The following is a 15,177-nucleotide window of genomic DNA, read 5'->3' as shown; positions in this document are numbered from 1 at the left end:
ATCTTTTACTGCCTATTGCCAGAAGCTAGCCCATTATGACTTGTGAATTTTCTCTAAAAACCTTTGACGAGCTGACCTCAGTTGATCTTTATCATATTTTAAAGGCGCGCTCGCAAGTGTTTGTCGTCGAACAAAACTGTGCCTATCAAGATATGGATGAAGTGGATTTTGATTGCTTGCACCTAATCGCTCATCAAAACGCAGCATTGGTGGGCTATTGCCGTATTATCCCACCTGAGTTTAATAAGCTAAAATCCAACCTATCAGTAGCTGATCCTGCGATTAAGACCAACCACACTGCGATGCCTGCTATCGGTAGAGTGCTTGTGCTATCAGAGCATAGAGGTGATGGTCTGGCACGGCAGATGATGAATCAGGCTATTGCACAGTGCCGCAAAAAGTATGGTAAAAAGCGCCCGATTATTATCTCGGCACAGGTTTACTTGCTTAGCTTTTACGAGTCGTTAGGTTTTGTACCTGAAGGCGATCACTACCTCGAGGACAATATCGAGCATGTAAAAATGGTGCTATACGTTGCAAAGAAAAATAAAATCAAAAAAGAGAGCACAGACACCGCGTCAACCACGACTAAAGTGTTAAGTTTCCTGCTGTTTATCATGGCCGCTTTGTTTGTTTTAGGTCTGTTGTACTTAATGATTTAGATCGCTGCTAACGTCTTAATTCTTAACATAATTCAAATTGGTTGTTCCATATTGAGTATGCTACTTTTAAATGATGATTCCTTTAAAAGGATGGCTGAGCCAATCAGCTCAGTCTCAGTCAAGGAAGTAGTACACTCAGGATGAGGTAACAACCATGTCAACTACCAATTCAAATATTAACGATGCGACGGTAGAGAGTAACGTCCGTCCAGAATATGACGATGAAATTCAAAAAATCGCCGATTACGTTCTCGATTATTCAATAGACGAGCAATCCCCAAACCCTACTGATTCATGGAATACCGCGCGCCACTGTCTAATGGACACGCTTGGCTGCGGTCTATTGGCCTTGCGCTTCCCTGAGTGTACCAAGCACTTGGGGCCTGATTGCCCCGATCAAATAACGCCGCATGGCGCTCGCGTCCCTGGCACCTCCTATAGACTAGATCCTATCAAAGCCGCTTTTGATATTGGCTGTATGGTGCGCTGGCTTGACTATAACGATACGTGGCTTGCCGCCGAATGGGGCCATCCTTCTGATAATCTGGGTGGTATCCTGGCGGTCGCCGACTATATTAGTCAGAAAAATATCAGCCAAGGACAAGCACCATTAACCATGAGAGCAGTGCTTGAAGCCATGATCATGGCGCATGAAATTCAAGGCGTACTGGCACTAGAAAACTCATTCAACCGTGTGGGGCTCGATCATGTATTTTTGGTCAAGTTGGCTTCAACAGCAGTCGTCGCCAAACTTTATCAGCTACCACGTGAGCGCATCATGGCAGCGATTTCACAAGCCATCGTCGATGGTCAGGCACTGCGCACCTATCGTCATGCACCCAATGCTGGCAGCCGAAAATCATGGGCAGCAGGTGATGCGACTAGTCGTGCGGTACGTCTGGTCGATATAACGGCACGTGGTGAAATGGGTATCCCTGGCGCATTAACCGCACCGCAGTGGGGATTCTATGATGTGCTATTTAGCCATACCAATAAGGATCTAGCGACCAAGCCTGAAGGCGAACGTCGTTTTAAATTCCAGCGGGATTTTGGTAGTTATGTGATGGAAAACATCTTATTTAAAATAAGCTTTCCTGCTGAGTTTCATGCTCAGACCGCTTGTGAAGCCGCGGTCATTTTGCACCCACACGTAAAAGACAGAATTGACGATATCGACAAAATCGTTCTAATCACACATGACTCAGCGATTCGCATCATCTCAAAAGAAGGCGCGCTTGCCAATCCGGCCGATCGTGACCACTGCTTGCAGTATATGGTGGCTGTGCCGTTATTGACAGGCGATCTGATGGCAGAGAACTACGAAGATGACTATCACGAACAGCATTTGTCAATCGATGAGCTGCGCAGCAAGATGGTTGTAGAAGAAAACGCGCAGTATTCAAAAGACTATCATGACCCAAGCAAGCGCTCTATTGCCAATGCCATTCAAGTATTTTTTACAGATGGCAGCAGTACAGAAAAAGTGGCTGTTGAATATCCTATCGGCCATAAACGTCGCCGCGCCGAGGGCATTCCTGTACTGGAAGCCAAATTCCGCGCCAGTCTAGCCACTCGTTTTATCGAAAGTCGCTGTCAGCAGATTATTGAGCTATGCGACGATCAAGAAAGACTGGAGCAGACGCCTGTTAATGAGTTTATGGCGCTGTTTGAGGCATATTAGATTTATGGCTCACCAGTATGTACGCTTGTGCCAGCCTCCTAACGTCTTTATCTAGCTATTTATCATCATGTTATATGCTGTCAACTCGATGGCTACCAAGGTATCGACTCTCCAGCCCAATCGACAAAACTGCCTGACTGGGTAGCAGTCATACCTGAGAGCACTTCCAATAAGCACTCCGCGCTATACGCTGGCGAGAATAGATGTCCTTCAGCGACATTGCCTTGGAACGGTGCGGACAGCTGAGTGTTGACGGTGCCTGGTTGCATAACGACCACGCACACATCTTTAAGTGATCTGCCCCATTCGATACTCAGGTTTTTCATGCCCATATTGAGAGCGGCCTTGCTCATTCTATAGCTATACCAGCCGCCTAGCTGATTGTCAGTGATGCTACCGACGCGGGCTGATACGGTCGCAAAAATAGCAGGATGATTGGCGCTGCGAGTAGCCTTGGCTAGCAACGGTTTGATGTGTTTGGCTATCAGAAAACTGGCTAGCGCATTGATTTGCATGTTCTGTAAAAAGAACTCCGTTTCCATCTGTCGCAAGGCCTTTTCTGGCTGCGCGGTCTCTGTATGCAATAACCCTACGCAATTGATTACCCAATCCACATGACCGACTGTCTGCTTAATGGTATCGGCAGCTTTTTTAATGCTATCCTCATCACTGACGTCCATTGGCAGCCAGTGCAGGTTTTCTGCTTCAATGTTTGGCTCATTGCGATGATAAGTAGCAAATACTTGTGCGCGATGGCTTTGATTAAATTGACTGTCCGTTTGATTGGCAGTCGTTTTTTGTATTAGCTGCTGCACCATGGCTTGACCAATACCACCTGTTCCACCGATGATAAGATAGGTTTTATTATTCATTTCGTTATTCATATGGCACCTTCCTTTTTTTTGATATGTCTCTTTTATACGCTTTTTGACACGATTTGGTTTTATATATTTATTTTGGATGATTTTATGAGGGTTTACTATGATAAAAATAATACAAGTCATCCTCATTCTATATACGCTACAATAATCTATAACGATTAGAACGCGCATTTTTTGCTTCCTATTTCTTATATTGACGCTTTCATACGGATATTATCGCATTATGCTATCACCCCAAGATCAACTGACCGAGCTGGTACGTGCTTTAGAGACCGATCAGCACGTCTTTGCCACTGACCCGTTATTAATCACGGAAAAGCTACAGGGCGAGGACGGTACGCCTATCCAAAAGCTGCATCGACGAGCATCACGTATAGATAGCAACGGTGCGCTTGCACGTGTACTGGGTAAGATTGACGGCCGTATAAAGGGCATCATGATCGTTATGAGTGTGGTGTGGTGTATCTCGGGATTTTTGGGGTTATTTACGTTATTGCAGTCTAATGTTGTGAACTTCTTTTATGTGTTGGTCTGTCTGCTTGGTTTTCATACCATTATACTTGGTGGCTGGCTTGTCATGACACTCATCAATCGAGATCAGCAATCGCCCAGCTGGTTTGCGAGCTTTGTCAGTCCAAGTTATCTCATACGCGGTAAGGACGATGTGACCAAGGCAGCCGTCGATCTGTATGAGCGGCAGTTGCAGCATAGCGGTATGCGCTGGTATCTGGGACGGTTTAGTCATCAGTTGTGGCTGGCTACCTTGACCGGTATGCTGCTTGCGATTATATTCTTGTTGGTTGTACGTCAGTATAGCTTTAGTTGGGAGTCAACCCTACTCTCTGATCAGGCGCTAGTAAGCTTGACTCAGGTATTAGGTTGGTTACCGAGTATGGTGGGATTTGGTGTGCCAGACAGTACAGCGATCGCACAGAGCAGGCTTGTCACCGAAGCGATGCCGCTTTCTGTTGCAAGGCAATGGGCAGGGTTACTAGTTGGTAGCTTGCTGATGTACGGTATTGTACCGCGAGCGATAGCATGGGCATTCTGTGCATTGATGTTCCGCCGTAAAAAAATGCGTTTGGATATCAAACAGCCGTATTATCAAAAAATCCTAAATTTTTGGCAGCGACACGTGGTGGATGCTGATGACTTTACAGAAGCACCAGCCCCTATCGCTCCAAAAGCGACGGTCAGTGCGGGCAAGAAGTTAGTTGCGCTGCTTGAATACCCTGCAAATCAGGACAAATGGTGGCAGTCAGGGTTTGATGACAGCCATCATGATTTTGGACAATCAAGCGAAGTTGAGGATTTTGGCATCGTTGATGACCGTGATGATATGGCACGGCTTAAAAACTATTTAGATGCGCATCCTGTACAGGTCTTACTTGGCATTCATAGCAACGCACTGCCCGACCGCGGTACGCTACGCAAACTCGATCAAATTGCTGCTCACGCCAAAGATGGGCTTATCGTACAACTGCTTAGCGATACTAACTCTGCTGCTGACTTAACTGACGCACGTACCGATGATGAGCCATTAGACAAACAAGCAGTTCGCTATCAGCAATGGCAAACAGCGCTCTCTGCACGAAAAATTGGCTTGGTTGATATAGATGCTTAATACATTCTAATTTTTAATCTATTACTTGCAATCTATTTTTCATATATGAACTTATCATTATGACTCGCATGATATACAATAAATAAATATTATAGATCTATAACCTCAGACAGGCTTAAAGACTTATTGATATAACAGTTGTTAAGATATATTTTGATAGCTGTGACGTCATATCAAGACGACAAGGATGTTTTATAGTGGCTAGGAGCCCAAGATGGCAGCAGATAACTCTTTAAACAGCCCCCTTATGACCCTAGGTCAATATGGTCAACTATTGGATGGTTACCGAGAGGCATTAAACCAAAGTATCTTAACAGCTGCGCCAGAGGCGTGGCAGCCAATGCTAGCGAGCATTTTGCCTGCGTATTGGCAAGAGTGGCTGCTACCGCTGGCTGGTGGTCCATTTTTCTTGTTATTTTTGGCAGAATGGTTCTATCAGTCCAAGCGCGGCAATAGTAAAAGCTTTAGTTGGCGCCGTGCGATGACCAATTTTAGTTTGGGCGGCTCTTATCTAGGGTTTGAATTGATTGTCCAAGCGCTTATCGTCATACCTATCTGCTTATGGTTATATCAATATCGCTTATTTACTATTGAGGTGACATGGCTTACCGCCATCCCTATATTCGTTGCGGTTGAGTTTAGCTATTACTGGTTCCATCGTGCGTCACACCGTATGAATTGGTTTTGGTCAGCGCATGTCGTGCACCATTCAGATGACCATATGAATCTGTCCACCGCCATGCGTCAAAGCCTGCTGTACTCAGTGACGGGATGGTGGCTATTCTTTGTTCCGCTGATGATGCTAGGCGTACATCCTGTCTGGGTATTTTTCTTTTATGCGTTGGATTTGATTTATCAATTCTTTATCCATACCGAAACCGTGGGAAAATTTCCAAAATGGGTGGAGTATGTTTTTGATACCCCATCCAATCACCGTGCCCATCATGGTACCAACGACGAATATATTGACCAAAATTACGGCGGTGTTCTCATTATTTTTGATCGCTGGTTCGGCACTTATGTAGAAGAAGATACGGTCAATAACCCAGTCAAATATGGTGCGGTTGGCGAAACCAGTCATGACAATATTATTAGTCTGATATTTGGGGTCTTTTACCGTATGTGGCAGCGGTTTTTTCGTGCCAAAGGGTTCAAGAAAAAGCTAAAGGTACTGCTGCGTCCACCTAGTGCTGTCTAATATAGTCAATTCTCTATACATTGGATACGGTGTCAGTCTCGCTTAGCCTACTATTTGTAGTGCTTTCACTCGTCTTTCTTGTATCCAAAGTATATTGAACCGACTAGAGCCTGATTATAAATACGTGGACTACGATTTATGATATGACAATACGCATTCATAACCGATACCCAATCAGATTTGCTTTACAATAAATGGCTACTGTGTATTTTTGCCATCAATAAATATAAGACGTTACTATGAATAATGACAATAACAATAATCATGAGAACAATAAGCCTACAGGTATGTTTGCGGACAAAGCTTATGAGCCAACTCCTGATGTTTCAAGCACTCCTTCAGACAACACTTCAAAATCCACAGTAGCTCAGTCAATAGCTACTCAGGATAATCAACCTGTATCAACCGAAGCATCAGCAACGACAGCACCAGTGGCAAAGATGACAAAAAAAACCATCGCCAGTGGTGAACCGCTTAAATTGGCGGTCGTCGGTCATACCAATACGGGTAAAACCTCTATATTGCGCACGTTATTGCGAGACGTATATTTTGGTGAAGTCAAAAACGAAGCGGCAACCACACGGCATGTCGAGCAGGCTCAATTGACAGATAGCCAAACTGGCGAAGTCTTAGTTGCACTATACGATACACCTGGTCTGGAAGATGCTTCAGGGCTTATGGATTGGCTAGAGGACAACACTGCCAGTCGCCGTGATGGTATTGAACGTCTGCAACAGTTTTTGGCGGCGGATGTTGCTCAAGGTTCAGACAGTTATGACTTGCCCTATGATTATAGTCAAGAAGCCAAGGTAATTCGTCAGCTGCTGGCAAGCGATATGGCCATCTACGTGGTAGATGCTCGTGAGCCTGTATTGGGTAAATATAAAGATGAGCTAGCGATTTTGTCTTGGGCTGCGATTCCTATCATGCCTGTTTTTAATTTCACCGACAGCCAGAACGCCAATATCGACGACTGGCAAACGATGCTGGCAAGACGCAATCTGCATATATCCACGCGTTTTGATTCGGTTGCTTTTGAGTTTGAAGATGAAATGCGGCTGTGGAAAAATCTATCGACTATGCTCACCCACTCTGAAATGCTTGAGCAGTTGATGCAGCGTCGAACGGAAAATTGGGCACAATTGAGTGATGAAGCAAATATCATCATTGCTGATTTTTTATTGAATGTTGCTGCCTTTGTACGCGAGATCAATGAAGATGACGACCCACTTCCTGTGTTACAGCAAATGCAAGAAGTGGTTAGGCAAAGTGAACGTGCGATGCAGCACAACCTACTCAACCTTTATAAGTTTTATGACAATGCCGTCGCAGCAACGCCGCTTGAACTACAAGCCTATCAACAAGATCCTTTCGACCCTGAACTTCTCAAGAGCTACGGCATTCGCACCACTTCTGGTGCAGCAGCTGGTGCGCTTCTAGGATTAGGTATCGATGCAGCAGCCCTAGGTACTACATTAGGATTGGGCGCCGCAATAGGTGGTATCGCAGGCGGGTTGCTATCGAATACCAGCAGTATTGCCGATAGGATTACTGGGGTAAAACGCTTATATATCGATCCTGCAACATTGACGCTATTAGCAACACGAGCATTAGACTTACTTACTGCATTACGCCATCGTGGTCATGCTGCTACAGATGCCACTCAGTTATTATATAAGGGCGAAAACAGCAGTCTTGGAACGTCGTTAACTGACGACAGTGATCATGCAGATGAAGACAATAATCCAATTACTGTCTGGCCAGCTCATAAATTACCAAGTGAACTCAAAAAAGCGCGTGGTAAACCACAATGGTCGTCGCTTAGTAGCGGTAAGTCCGAACAAGCTCAGTTGTTACGTACAGACATGGCATGGTCTCTGTCAGGTAAGTTACAGTCGTATAAGCGTGAGTCATAAATTACCAGCGAACTATCTATGCATCCTATGCACTTAACAACGCACTCAATGCATCAGTGCCGCGTACATCTGTCTGTTGCAGATAGATCGGATACAGCGGGTACTTGGTAAAGCTTTGTTCGATATCCTGCAGCAAATGCTGCTGACGCTCAGCACGGTGTCGCCAAAACTCATCCGACTGCGTTGTTGATATCAATTGATTGATGATGATTGCTGCTGGCATGAGTTTACTGTCTTCTAATTGCTCGATAGCGCGCTTGGTCTCAGCCAATGGTAAGACGTCAGCAGTCATCACCAACACAATCGCTGTTTGTGTACGGTCATGTAGTAGCAACCCTGCTTGGCGGAACAATTGCTTGCGCTTTTCTAATACGGAGACAGCTTGTTCCCAGCGATCTGATTTTTTTGCTGCAAAGGGATTGGCTACATCGTTCTTTTGAGCGCTGTTTTTCTGATTGTGACTATCCAAGTGTGTCGCCGCCGAACGTAGTTTGGCCTGTCGTCGCTGCTGTGCAAGCAGCCCATCCGTCCACGCCCCCATCATTTCTGGTAATACCAATAATCGCAAAGTATGACCTGTCGGTGCGGTATCAAAGATGATGTGTTCATACCCAGCATCTGCCGCTGCCGCTTCGACTAAATGGTGACACATGGATTCGAGCATCGCGGCTTCTTGAGCGCCAGGTGCCGACTTCGATAACCTCAGATGCTCACGAATTTTTGGCATCATATCTGGGTTGGCATAAGCTTTAATTGTACGTTCGACTTGAGCAAAATGTTCATCGACAATCACATCAGGATTTAACTCAATCGCATCTAGATAAGGTGATATCACCGTTTTCTCATTATTGAGTCGTACATTCAATACATCGCCCAAACTATGTGCTGGATCGGTTGAGACAATTAAGGTTTTTTGCTGCTGGCTTGCATAATAGCTGGCAAGTGCAGCGGCAGTCGTAGTCTTTCCCACACCGCCTTTTCCACCGATAAATATAATCGGTTGTGTCGCCAGCTGCTCTACCAAGCCATGTAAAGGGTGTAATGCCATATCGTTATCTCGTCTCTTGTCTCATTGTGCAATCAATGCTTAGCTTCTTTTTATATAGTCAATCCACTACTGTTAGCAGCACCCAACGTGGTCAAATGGACATCTATCCATTCCCATACGTGTATGCCACTCATGAAAGTTCTCTAAAAATAGTGGCTGTAGCTCTAATGTATAAAAGCTGGCGGGATTATCAATACCCAAGCTCTCGGCAAACATGAGCAACATAAAAAAATCTTCTTCATCACGTGCGGCCCGTGCCATCGTCTGACGATAAGGCGCATGATAAAATTCATTTAATCCACTCTTAAACCGTTGCCACCATGGTTGAGTGTTCTCTAATGGTTGAACCTTTACTATATTATTTGATGTGTTTTCATTTTCCATAATATGCTCGTATTTTACTTAATTCTTATGATCTATCATGCCTATATGATATAAAAAACGCCAGCAATTGCTGCTAGCGTTTTTTATTAAACAGACACTCAATATGGTTTAACGTTTAAACCTCACCGTTTTTACCTTTATGTAGTGACCATTCTTTGCGTAGTACAGACAAACTCTCAAACGTCACCAAAATGGTCGCGATTAAGATAATAATATCCATAATAATAAGTAGCCAATTACCATCAGTAAAGAAGGTTTTGAGCTGAATCAATAGTGCAAAGACAGTCATAACCAACAAGAACGACAATGGCGCTAAGGTATACCAAACTGGCTTGCCCTTACGTAACAAGATAACGGTAACGATCATCAAGGTTAAGGCGGCCATTAACTGGTTGGTTGTACCAAATAGTGGCCAAATGATCATACCGCCCGCACCATCGATACCACCAGCACCGAATGCTAATAACAAACAGCTTCCGACAGCAAGTAACGTTGCAACGACACTCTTATTGAGTACAGGTAAATTATAAAATTCACCAAATTCTTGGAAGATATAACGTTGTAAACGTACGCCAGTATCCATCGTCGTACCAGCAAACAATGCAGCCATTACCGTGAGCATCGTCTGTGATAGCACCATGTCGATACCAACGCCAGCATTCAAGATGGTTGCACCGCCATCGATGAACGCACCGATAGAGCCATCACCAAATTTTTGATAGACCGCTTGCCAGTCACCAAGAGTCGCAAAACCTGCGGTTGCTGCAAGGATTGCCCCAAGTGCTAGCATACCCTCGCCCAATGCACCGAAGTAACCAACGAAACGAACGTCTTCTTCTTTATCAATCTGCTTAGAAGTGGTCCCTGTTGCGACCAAACCATGGAAACCTGATATGGCACCACAAGCAATTGTCACAAACAACAATGGTAGAAGTGACGGTGTATCCGCTGGTAATGCAGTGTTAACCGCTGGCGCGACAATATTAGGCGTGCCAATAAAAATAGCGGCATATAGTAGAATCAAACCGACAAATAACTGTAAGCCATTAATATAATCACGAGGTTGAAGCAGCATCCATACGGGCAACAACGACGCAATCGCCGCATAGGCAAACAAGATCAAGATCCATACCGCGTTATCAGGCAAACCCATGACAGTTTCAGGTAACACAATCGGGAACATAGGGCCGAGATAGATAAGCCCGTACAAGGCCGTTACCCCGATAATGGACACCCAGACCAGATTCATATTGTAGCGATAGATACACTGCCCGATGATAAAGGCAACCACTAAGGCACCCCAAACTGGCAATACAGCAGATGGCGTCTTGATCATCATATTGGCGATAGCTACGCCAAATACAGCATTGACCATCAGTAGTAATAAGAAGATGACAACCATCATCAAGCTGCGAACACGTGTGCCCATGACAGTACCAGCAATAGAGCCAATCGACTGACCTCTATTACGCATACTTGCCCAAATAGCAGACATATCATGTACGCCAGCCATAAAGATAGTACCTACCACTACCCAAATAATGGCAGGCACCCAGCCCCAAATGACTGCAATGGCAGGACCGATAATTGGTGCAGCCCCTGCCACTGACGTAAAGTGATGCCCCCACAATACATACTTATTGGTGGGAACATAATCGATCCCATCTTTCATCGTATGTGCGGGTGTAGGACGGCTGTTGTCCAATGCTAAAATTTTGGTGGCGATAAATTTTGAATAAAACACGTAGCCGCAGAGCATAGCGGCAACGGCGAATAGTAGTACGATAGCACTATTCATCTCATCTCTCCCTAGACAAGTAGTCAATAGCCTTATAAGTTCAAGCTTTTTGAATTAAAATATGAAAAATATGCTAAATTAGTGTGCGATGAGTGACTCAGCTCATCTATCGTTTAGGTAAATTCTAGCAATTTGCAAAATTATTACCAATCAACAAAGTCATTTATCTTATAACTAGGGCATGTCACTAATCAGCATTTGGTTTGATGAGCCTGAGACTGAAACTTTGTTTGAATAATAACCGATTTGGTGATCAATGTAACGCAAGTAAGACATAAAAAACAACAAATAAAGGAAGTGCAATGGCACATTATTTTGGATTCGTACCCTCAGATAAACTAAAAGCTTTAATCAGTGAGGCCGAACAAGTCGTTGCTTCAAATGAGAATGTAGAGTACTACCCTTATCGCGATGCCCTTACGCATCAGACAGCGCGTGATCTTACTGATAATTTATTGGTTGGTTTGGTAGATATTATTCCGAACCCTGAGCGCCAAGCCTCTATGCGTAAAATTGTTGGAACGATTGAACGTGCGACAGATACTTTGCTCAATATCTTACTAGGTAAAGAAAACAACAAAGACGTGTTACCAAGTTTTCATTTTCTAAGAGATCATGCAGCCTTTATTGATAATGAAGGTGTTAAACGTGTCGGCTTTAAACTATCAGAAAAAGATGCCAATACCATCACTGAAGGTTTTGCTGCTATCACGCCTGAGCATGTAGATAGAGTCAAATTTAAAACAGCACTCGAAACCATGAACGAAGAAACATTGACCCACTTCATCAGTCGTTATGCCGAGACATTGAAGCTAGGCATGATCAAGCGTAAGTCAGTTCCAGTTGCGAAATCGGCAATTGATAAAGGCATGAGTATGGCACTTAATAAGCTATTACCTGACCTACCAAATGACTCATTGAATAGATTGGCCAACTATTACCGTCCATTTATTATAGAAAAGCCAGAATAACCCCAAAAGTTGGATTAATTTTGTCCCAAAAGTCATATGACGTTGGGCAAATTCACTAAAATTTGCTAAAATAAGCGGCACTTTTTACCAAAGGCGCACCCGATGACCCAAATCAGTAACCAAGAAATTGAAAAAACCTTACGCAACTCAGAGTGCCTTATCAGCAGTATCGAAGTAGCTGCTGCTTATGAGCGTTTGGCCGCTCAGCTCAATCTACATTATGCTGGTCTAAACCCAATTGTTATGGTCGTGATGAACGGCGGCTTGATCCCAGCTGGTCAACTACTGACACATCTTACGTTCTACCATCGCATGCACTATATCCATGCGACTCGTTATCGTGATAACGAAGGTACTAATGAGCTTGATTGGAAATTCAAGCCTGATGTTAGCATCGAAGGTGAGCACGTATTGTTAATCGACGACATCTTTGACGAAGGTATTACCCTAAAAGCAGTTGTTGAAGAATTAAGTAAAGAAAAGCCTCTATCACTTGAGTCTTGTGTCTTGCTTAACAAGCAACATGATCGCAAAGTTGCAGATTTCGACGTAGATTTTGTGGGTATTGATGTTGCAGATCGCTATGTTTACGGTTGTGGTATGGATTTCCATGGTTACTTGCGTCACCTGCCAGGTATCTATGCAATCAAAGAAGACAAAGTTTAATTCTAGATTTAATTACTTAAAATAAGTCAGCGCAATAAAAAAGCATCCAAATTGGATGCTTTTTTATTGCACTGACTTATTGCGCCGACAACAACTTGAATGAATCGTTAAAACTGTAATGCCAAACCTGTATGGCGTTCAGTCGGTGTTTGAACCGCTTTTTCTAAAGCGTGCTTGGTACTATATATCGTTACCTGCTTCTTAGCACGAGTCACTGCTGTATAAATAAGCTCTTTGCTCAGCAATCTTGCATGACTATTATCAAAAGTAATAGCAACATGATCAAATTCAGATCCTTGCGACTTATGAATAGTCATTGCATACGCCGTGGCTATCACCTCTTCATTTAGCAAATTAATAGCTATTCCTTGTGTCTTATTTTCAAAGAACACTTCTAATTGGCTCCTTTCATCTGATGTTTGTAAGCAGAAACCAATATCCCCATTAAATAGCCCAAGCTCATAGTTATTTTGTAGCATCATAACAGGACGTCCATGGAACCATGTGTTTTGACCCAATGGTAACTTTAGCTCAGCAAGATGCCACTGAGTAAGGTAGTTATTGATATAGTGGTCGCCCCATTCACCATTGTGGCCAGCGGTTAAGATTCTAAATTGATTAAATACCTCCATCAACGAAGTGGTAGTATTTTTAACTGATTCTGGTACGGATTTTTCTATTGGATTTTTTAGTAAATTTTTAACTTTATTTACGTATGATTGGTAATTTTTAGATATCTTTGAAACAATTTTTTTTTCGCTTAGGCTATTTTCTATTTTGTTATTTAATATAGACTCTGCTTGTAAAGTATTAACATATCGAAAACTCAAAGCAGCGTCTTGCCTTAATAATTGCCAAATAGCTTGAAGATTTGTCTCTGCTTTATTAATTTGAGTGGCCAGTTTACCGATACCTGAGTCGTCGCTAAATCGGCGGCTCTCGGTTAGTTCTGCATGTATAGGTTGCAGTAGAGGAATGCGACAGAGATCAGCCAATACTGCTCCTGCATCGACGGCTGCTAACTGATTAGCATCGCCTAATAATATCAGCCTAGCACCTGGCTTTACCGCGCTCACAAGATAATTGGCCAACTCAACTCCGAGCATAGATGCTTCATCAACGATGATAATATCTTCACCTAGAGGGTTGTTGGCATCGTAGCGCGGTCTACCCGTTCGACCGATGCCTAGTAGACGATGGATGGTTTTTGCCTCTTGCAACTGCAGCTCTACATTTGCGTCGTCTAAAGCCGCCTGTAGAGATTCTTGCATACGTTGGGCCGCCTTACCCGTTGGCGCTGCTAATGCTAGGCTAGCACTGTCTGTACTAAACCTAATATGTTCAGACTCATCTCCCCTACTCTCTGTCGCTTGCTGCAATGCCATGACTAACTGAGCCACAGTATAGGTTTTACCTGTCCCTGGGCCACCAGTAATGATACTAAATGCATTATTGTTCGCCACATTGATAGCGGCTATCTGTTGGTCATTTAAGTTCTCAGGCATGGTAATGTCTAAAGGCACTATCTGCTGATTCAAAATATGATTGATATGCTGCGCTAAGTTAAATTCTGCTTGCCAAGTGCGGTGTAACCAAAATGTGATTTTCGAACTTCGAGTTTGTTCACTTTTAGCTATGTTGTAAATAATCGGTTGATTATCTTTGCTTAGGCTATTTTGATTGTTGTTATAATTAGTATTCGCCTCAACGTTAGCAAATAAAGCATGCTCATGGATTGAATGAACGAAAGTATTTAAGTCGCTATTTTTCAAGCGATGATATAACGTAGTTATCGCATCAAAACGTTTGATCAACGTCTCTTTTTCATGGTTACTAAGTGCTAGCTGCGCCCACAGGTAATCTCGCTGACCAAACAAAGTATCTAGTAATACAAATAGCGATGTCTCTGTTGTAGTGTCATCGTCTAGTTGCATGTTTGATTGCGTGTCTATTTGCGTTTTTATCTGAGTATCAATCAGCGCAAAAATTGGTGTTGCAAGTATCCCCAATAATTGCTGCTGCCATGCATATAACGTGACTATTTCCCCATTAATTTCCCCTTGTAGCGGCGTTTCATGATCGGCTGCATCAATGGTTAATACAGTATGCCCTTCTTCCAAATGAGCCGCTAAAATAACGAATAGAGCAGTAAATAAGTCATTGTTTTCCGACTTATTGATTTTTTTGCTCTCATCATTCGTCTTTGCATTTGTCGCGTCATACGCTACATGCGTTTGTTGACGACGTAACAAGATATAATCGCTGATGTTACTGGCCCAGCTCTCTTGTAAACTAATGGCTGACTTACTTTTATTGTTATTATTACTCATCGTATATTTATCTCTTAT

General features: G+C 43.4%; 12 protein-coding genes. 7 read left to right on the top strand and 5 right to left on the bottom strand.

The genetic code is table 11. The annotated features are described in order from the left end of the window. Positions 1-35 precede the first annotated feature (35 nt). Positions 36-662 carry a GNAT family N-acetyltransferase gene (locus tag CXF61_RS09500; protein WP_165598028.1) on the top strand — a complete coding sequence of 209 codons (627 nt, stop codon included), beginning with the start codon at positions 36-38 and terminating at the stop codon, positions 660-662. A 154-nt stretch (positions 663-816) separates the two neighbouring features. After that, positions 817-2,343, top strand: a complete 1,527-nt coding sequence (locus tag CXF61_RS09495; RefSeq protein WP_165598027.1) for a bifunctional 2-methylcitrate dehydratase/aconitate hydratase — start codon at positions 817-819, stop codon at positions 2,341-2,343. 92 nt (positions 2,344-2,435) lie between these two features. On the opposite strand, the gene CXF61_RS09490 is transcribed toward CXF61_RS09495, so the two are convergent. Next, on the bottom strand, positions 2,436-3,227 hold the full coding sequence (locus tag CXF61_RS09490; RefSeq protein WP_264755681.1) for an SDR family oxidoreductase: 792 nt from the start codon (positions 3,225-3,227) through the stop codon (positions 2,436-2,438). Between the two features lie 220 nt (positions 3,228-3,447). Between CXF61_RS09490 and CXF61_RS09485 the strand changes: the two genes are divergently transcribed. From CXF61_RS09485 to CXF61_RS09475, 3 genes are all read left to right on the top strand, one after another. Further along, a complete protein-coding gene (locus tag CXF61_RS09485; RefSeq protein ID WP_165598026.1) occupies positions 3,448-4,848 on the top strand; it encodes a DUF2868 domain-containing protein in 1,401 nt (466 codons plus the stop codon). A gap of 214 nt (positions 4,849-5,062) precedes the next feature. Beyond that, entirely contained in the window at positions 5,063-6,046 is a 984-nt protein-coding gene (locus CXF61_RS09480; RefSeq protein ID WP_165598025.1) for a sterol desaturase family protein, read from the top strand. 239 nt (positions 6,047-6,285) lie between these two features. Then, positions 6,286-7,962, top strand: coding sequence for a DUF3482 domain-containing protein (locus CXF61_RS09475; protein ID WP_165598024.1), 1,677 nt, complete (start codon positions 6,286-6,288; stop codon positions 7,960-7,962). Positions 7,963-7,987: 25 nt separating this feature from the next. Here the strand turns inward: CXF61_RS09475 and CXF61_RS09470 are convergent, their stop codons facing one another. The 3 genes from CXF61_RS09470 to CXF61_RS09460 all read right to left on the bottom strand — a co-directional run bounded on the left by CXF61_RS09470 (position 7,988) and on the right by CXF61_RS09460 (position 11,192). Beyond that, positions 7,988-9,010, bottom strand: coding sequence for an ArsA family ATPase (locus CXF61_RS09470; RefSeq protein WP_165598023.1), 1,023 nt, complete (start codon positions 9,008-9,010; stop codon positions 7,988-7,990). 72 nt (positions 9,011-9,082) lie between these two features. Beyond that, entirely contained in the window at positions 9,083-9,394 is a 312-nt protein-coding gene (locus CXF61_RS09465; RefSeq protein ID WP_165598022.1) for a cory-CC-star protein, read from the bottom strand. A gap of 115 nt (positions 9,395-9,509) precedes the next feature. Next, the gene (locus tag CXF61_RS09460; protein ID WP_165598021.1) at positions 9,510-11,192 is read right to left on the bottom strand and encodes a carbon starvation CstA family protein; all 1,683 of its coding nucleotides are present in this window, start codon (positions 11,190-11,192) and stop codon (positions 9,510-9,512) included. A 302-nt stretch (positions 11,193-11,494) separates the two neighbouring features. On the opposite strand from CXF61_RS09460, the gene CXF61_RS09455 reads away from it, so the two are divergent. Both CXF61_RS09455 and CXF61_RS09450 read left to right on the top strand, forming a co-directional pair. Next, positions 11,495-12,163 (top strand): hypothetical protein, encoded by a 669-nt coding sequence (locus CXF61_RS09455; protein ID WP_165598020.1) that lies wholly within the window; start codon positions 11,495-11,497, stop codon positions 12,161-12,163. A 102-nt stretch (positions 12,164-12,265) separates the two neighbouring features. Further along, positions 12,266-12,829 carry a hypoxanthine-guanine phosphoribosyltransferase gene (locus CXF61_RS09450; protein ID WP_057760160.1) on the top strand — a complete coding sequence of 188 codons (564 nt, stop codon included), beginning with the start codon at positions 12,266-12,268 and terminating at the stop codon, positions 12,827-12,829. A gap of 107 nt (positions 12,830-12,936) precedes the next feature. On the opposite strand, the gene recD is transcribed toward CXF61_RS09450, so the two are convergent. Then, positions 12,937-15,159, bottom strand: a complete 2,223-nt coding sequence (gene recD, locus CXF61_RS09445) for an exodeoxyribonuclease V subunit alpha (RefSeq protein WP_165598019.1) — start codon at positions 15,157-15,159, stop codon at positions 12,937-12,939. Positions 15,160-15,177 lie beyond the last annotated feature (18 nt).

The sequence above is a fragment of the Psychrobacter sp. 4Dc genome, from assembly GCF_002836715.1.
In the GTDB taxonomy this organism is placed as follows: domain Bacteria; phylum Pseudomonadota; class Gammaproteobacteria; order Pseudomonadales; family Moraxellaceae; genus Psychrobacter.
Note: the sequence above shows the minus strand (reverse complement) of the source record. Positions and strands in the feature narration are given on the sequence as shown.

What these genes read in the sequence shown, in the direction of transcription:
- CXF61_RS09500 (WP_165598028.1), top strand. Translation starts at nt 36, where the DNA reads ATGACTTGTGAATTTTCTCTAAAAACCTTTGACGAGCTGACCTCAGTT.
- CXF61_RS09495 (WP_165598027.1), top strand. Translation starts at nt 817, where the DNA reads ATGTCAACTACCAATTCAAATATTAACGATGCGACGGTAGAGAGTAAC.
- CXF61_RS09490 (WP_264755681.1), bottom strand. Translation starts at nt 3,227, where the DNA reads ATGAATAACGAAATGAATAATAAAACCTATCTTATCATCGGTGGAACA.
- CXF61_RS09485 (WP_165598026.1), top strand. Translation starts at nt 3,448, where the DNA reads ATGCTATCACCCCAAGATCAACTGACCGAGCTGGTACGTGCTTTAGAG.
- CXF61_RS09480 (WP_165598025.1), top strand. Translation starts at nt 5,063, where the DNA reads ATGGCAGCAGATAACTCTTTAAACAGCCCCCTTATGACCCTAGGTCAA.
- CXF61_RS09475 (WP_165598024.1), top strand. Translation starts at nt 6,286, where the DNA reads ATGAATAATGACAATAACAATAATCATGAGAACAATAAGCCTACAGGT.
- CXF61_RS09470 (WP_165598023.1), bottom strand. Translation starts at nt 9,010, where the DNA reads ATGGCATTACACCCTTTACATGGCTTGGTAGAGCAGCTGGCGACACAA.
- CXF61_RS09465 (WP_165598022.1), bottom strand. Translation starts at nt 9,394, where the DNA reads ATGGAAAATGAAAACACATCAAATAATATAGTAAAGGTTCAACCATTA.
- CXF61_RS09460 (WP_165598021.1), bottom strand. Translation starts at nt 11,192, where the DNA reads ATGAATAGTGCTATCGTACTACTATTCGCCGTTGCCGCTATGCTCTGC.
- CXF61_RS09455 (WP_165598020.1), top strand. Translation starts at nt 11,495, where the DNA reads ATGGCACATTATTTTGGATTCGTACCCTCAGATAAACTAAAAGCTTTA.
- CXF61_RS09450 (WP_057760160.1), top strand. Translation starts at nt 12,266, where the DNA reads ATGACCCAAATCAGTAACCAAGAAATTGAAAAAACCTTACGCAACTCA.
- recD (WP_165598019.1), bottom strand. Translation starts at nt 15,159, where the DNA reads ATGAGTAATAATAACAATAAAAGTAAGTCAGCCATTAGTTTACAAGAG.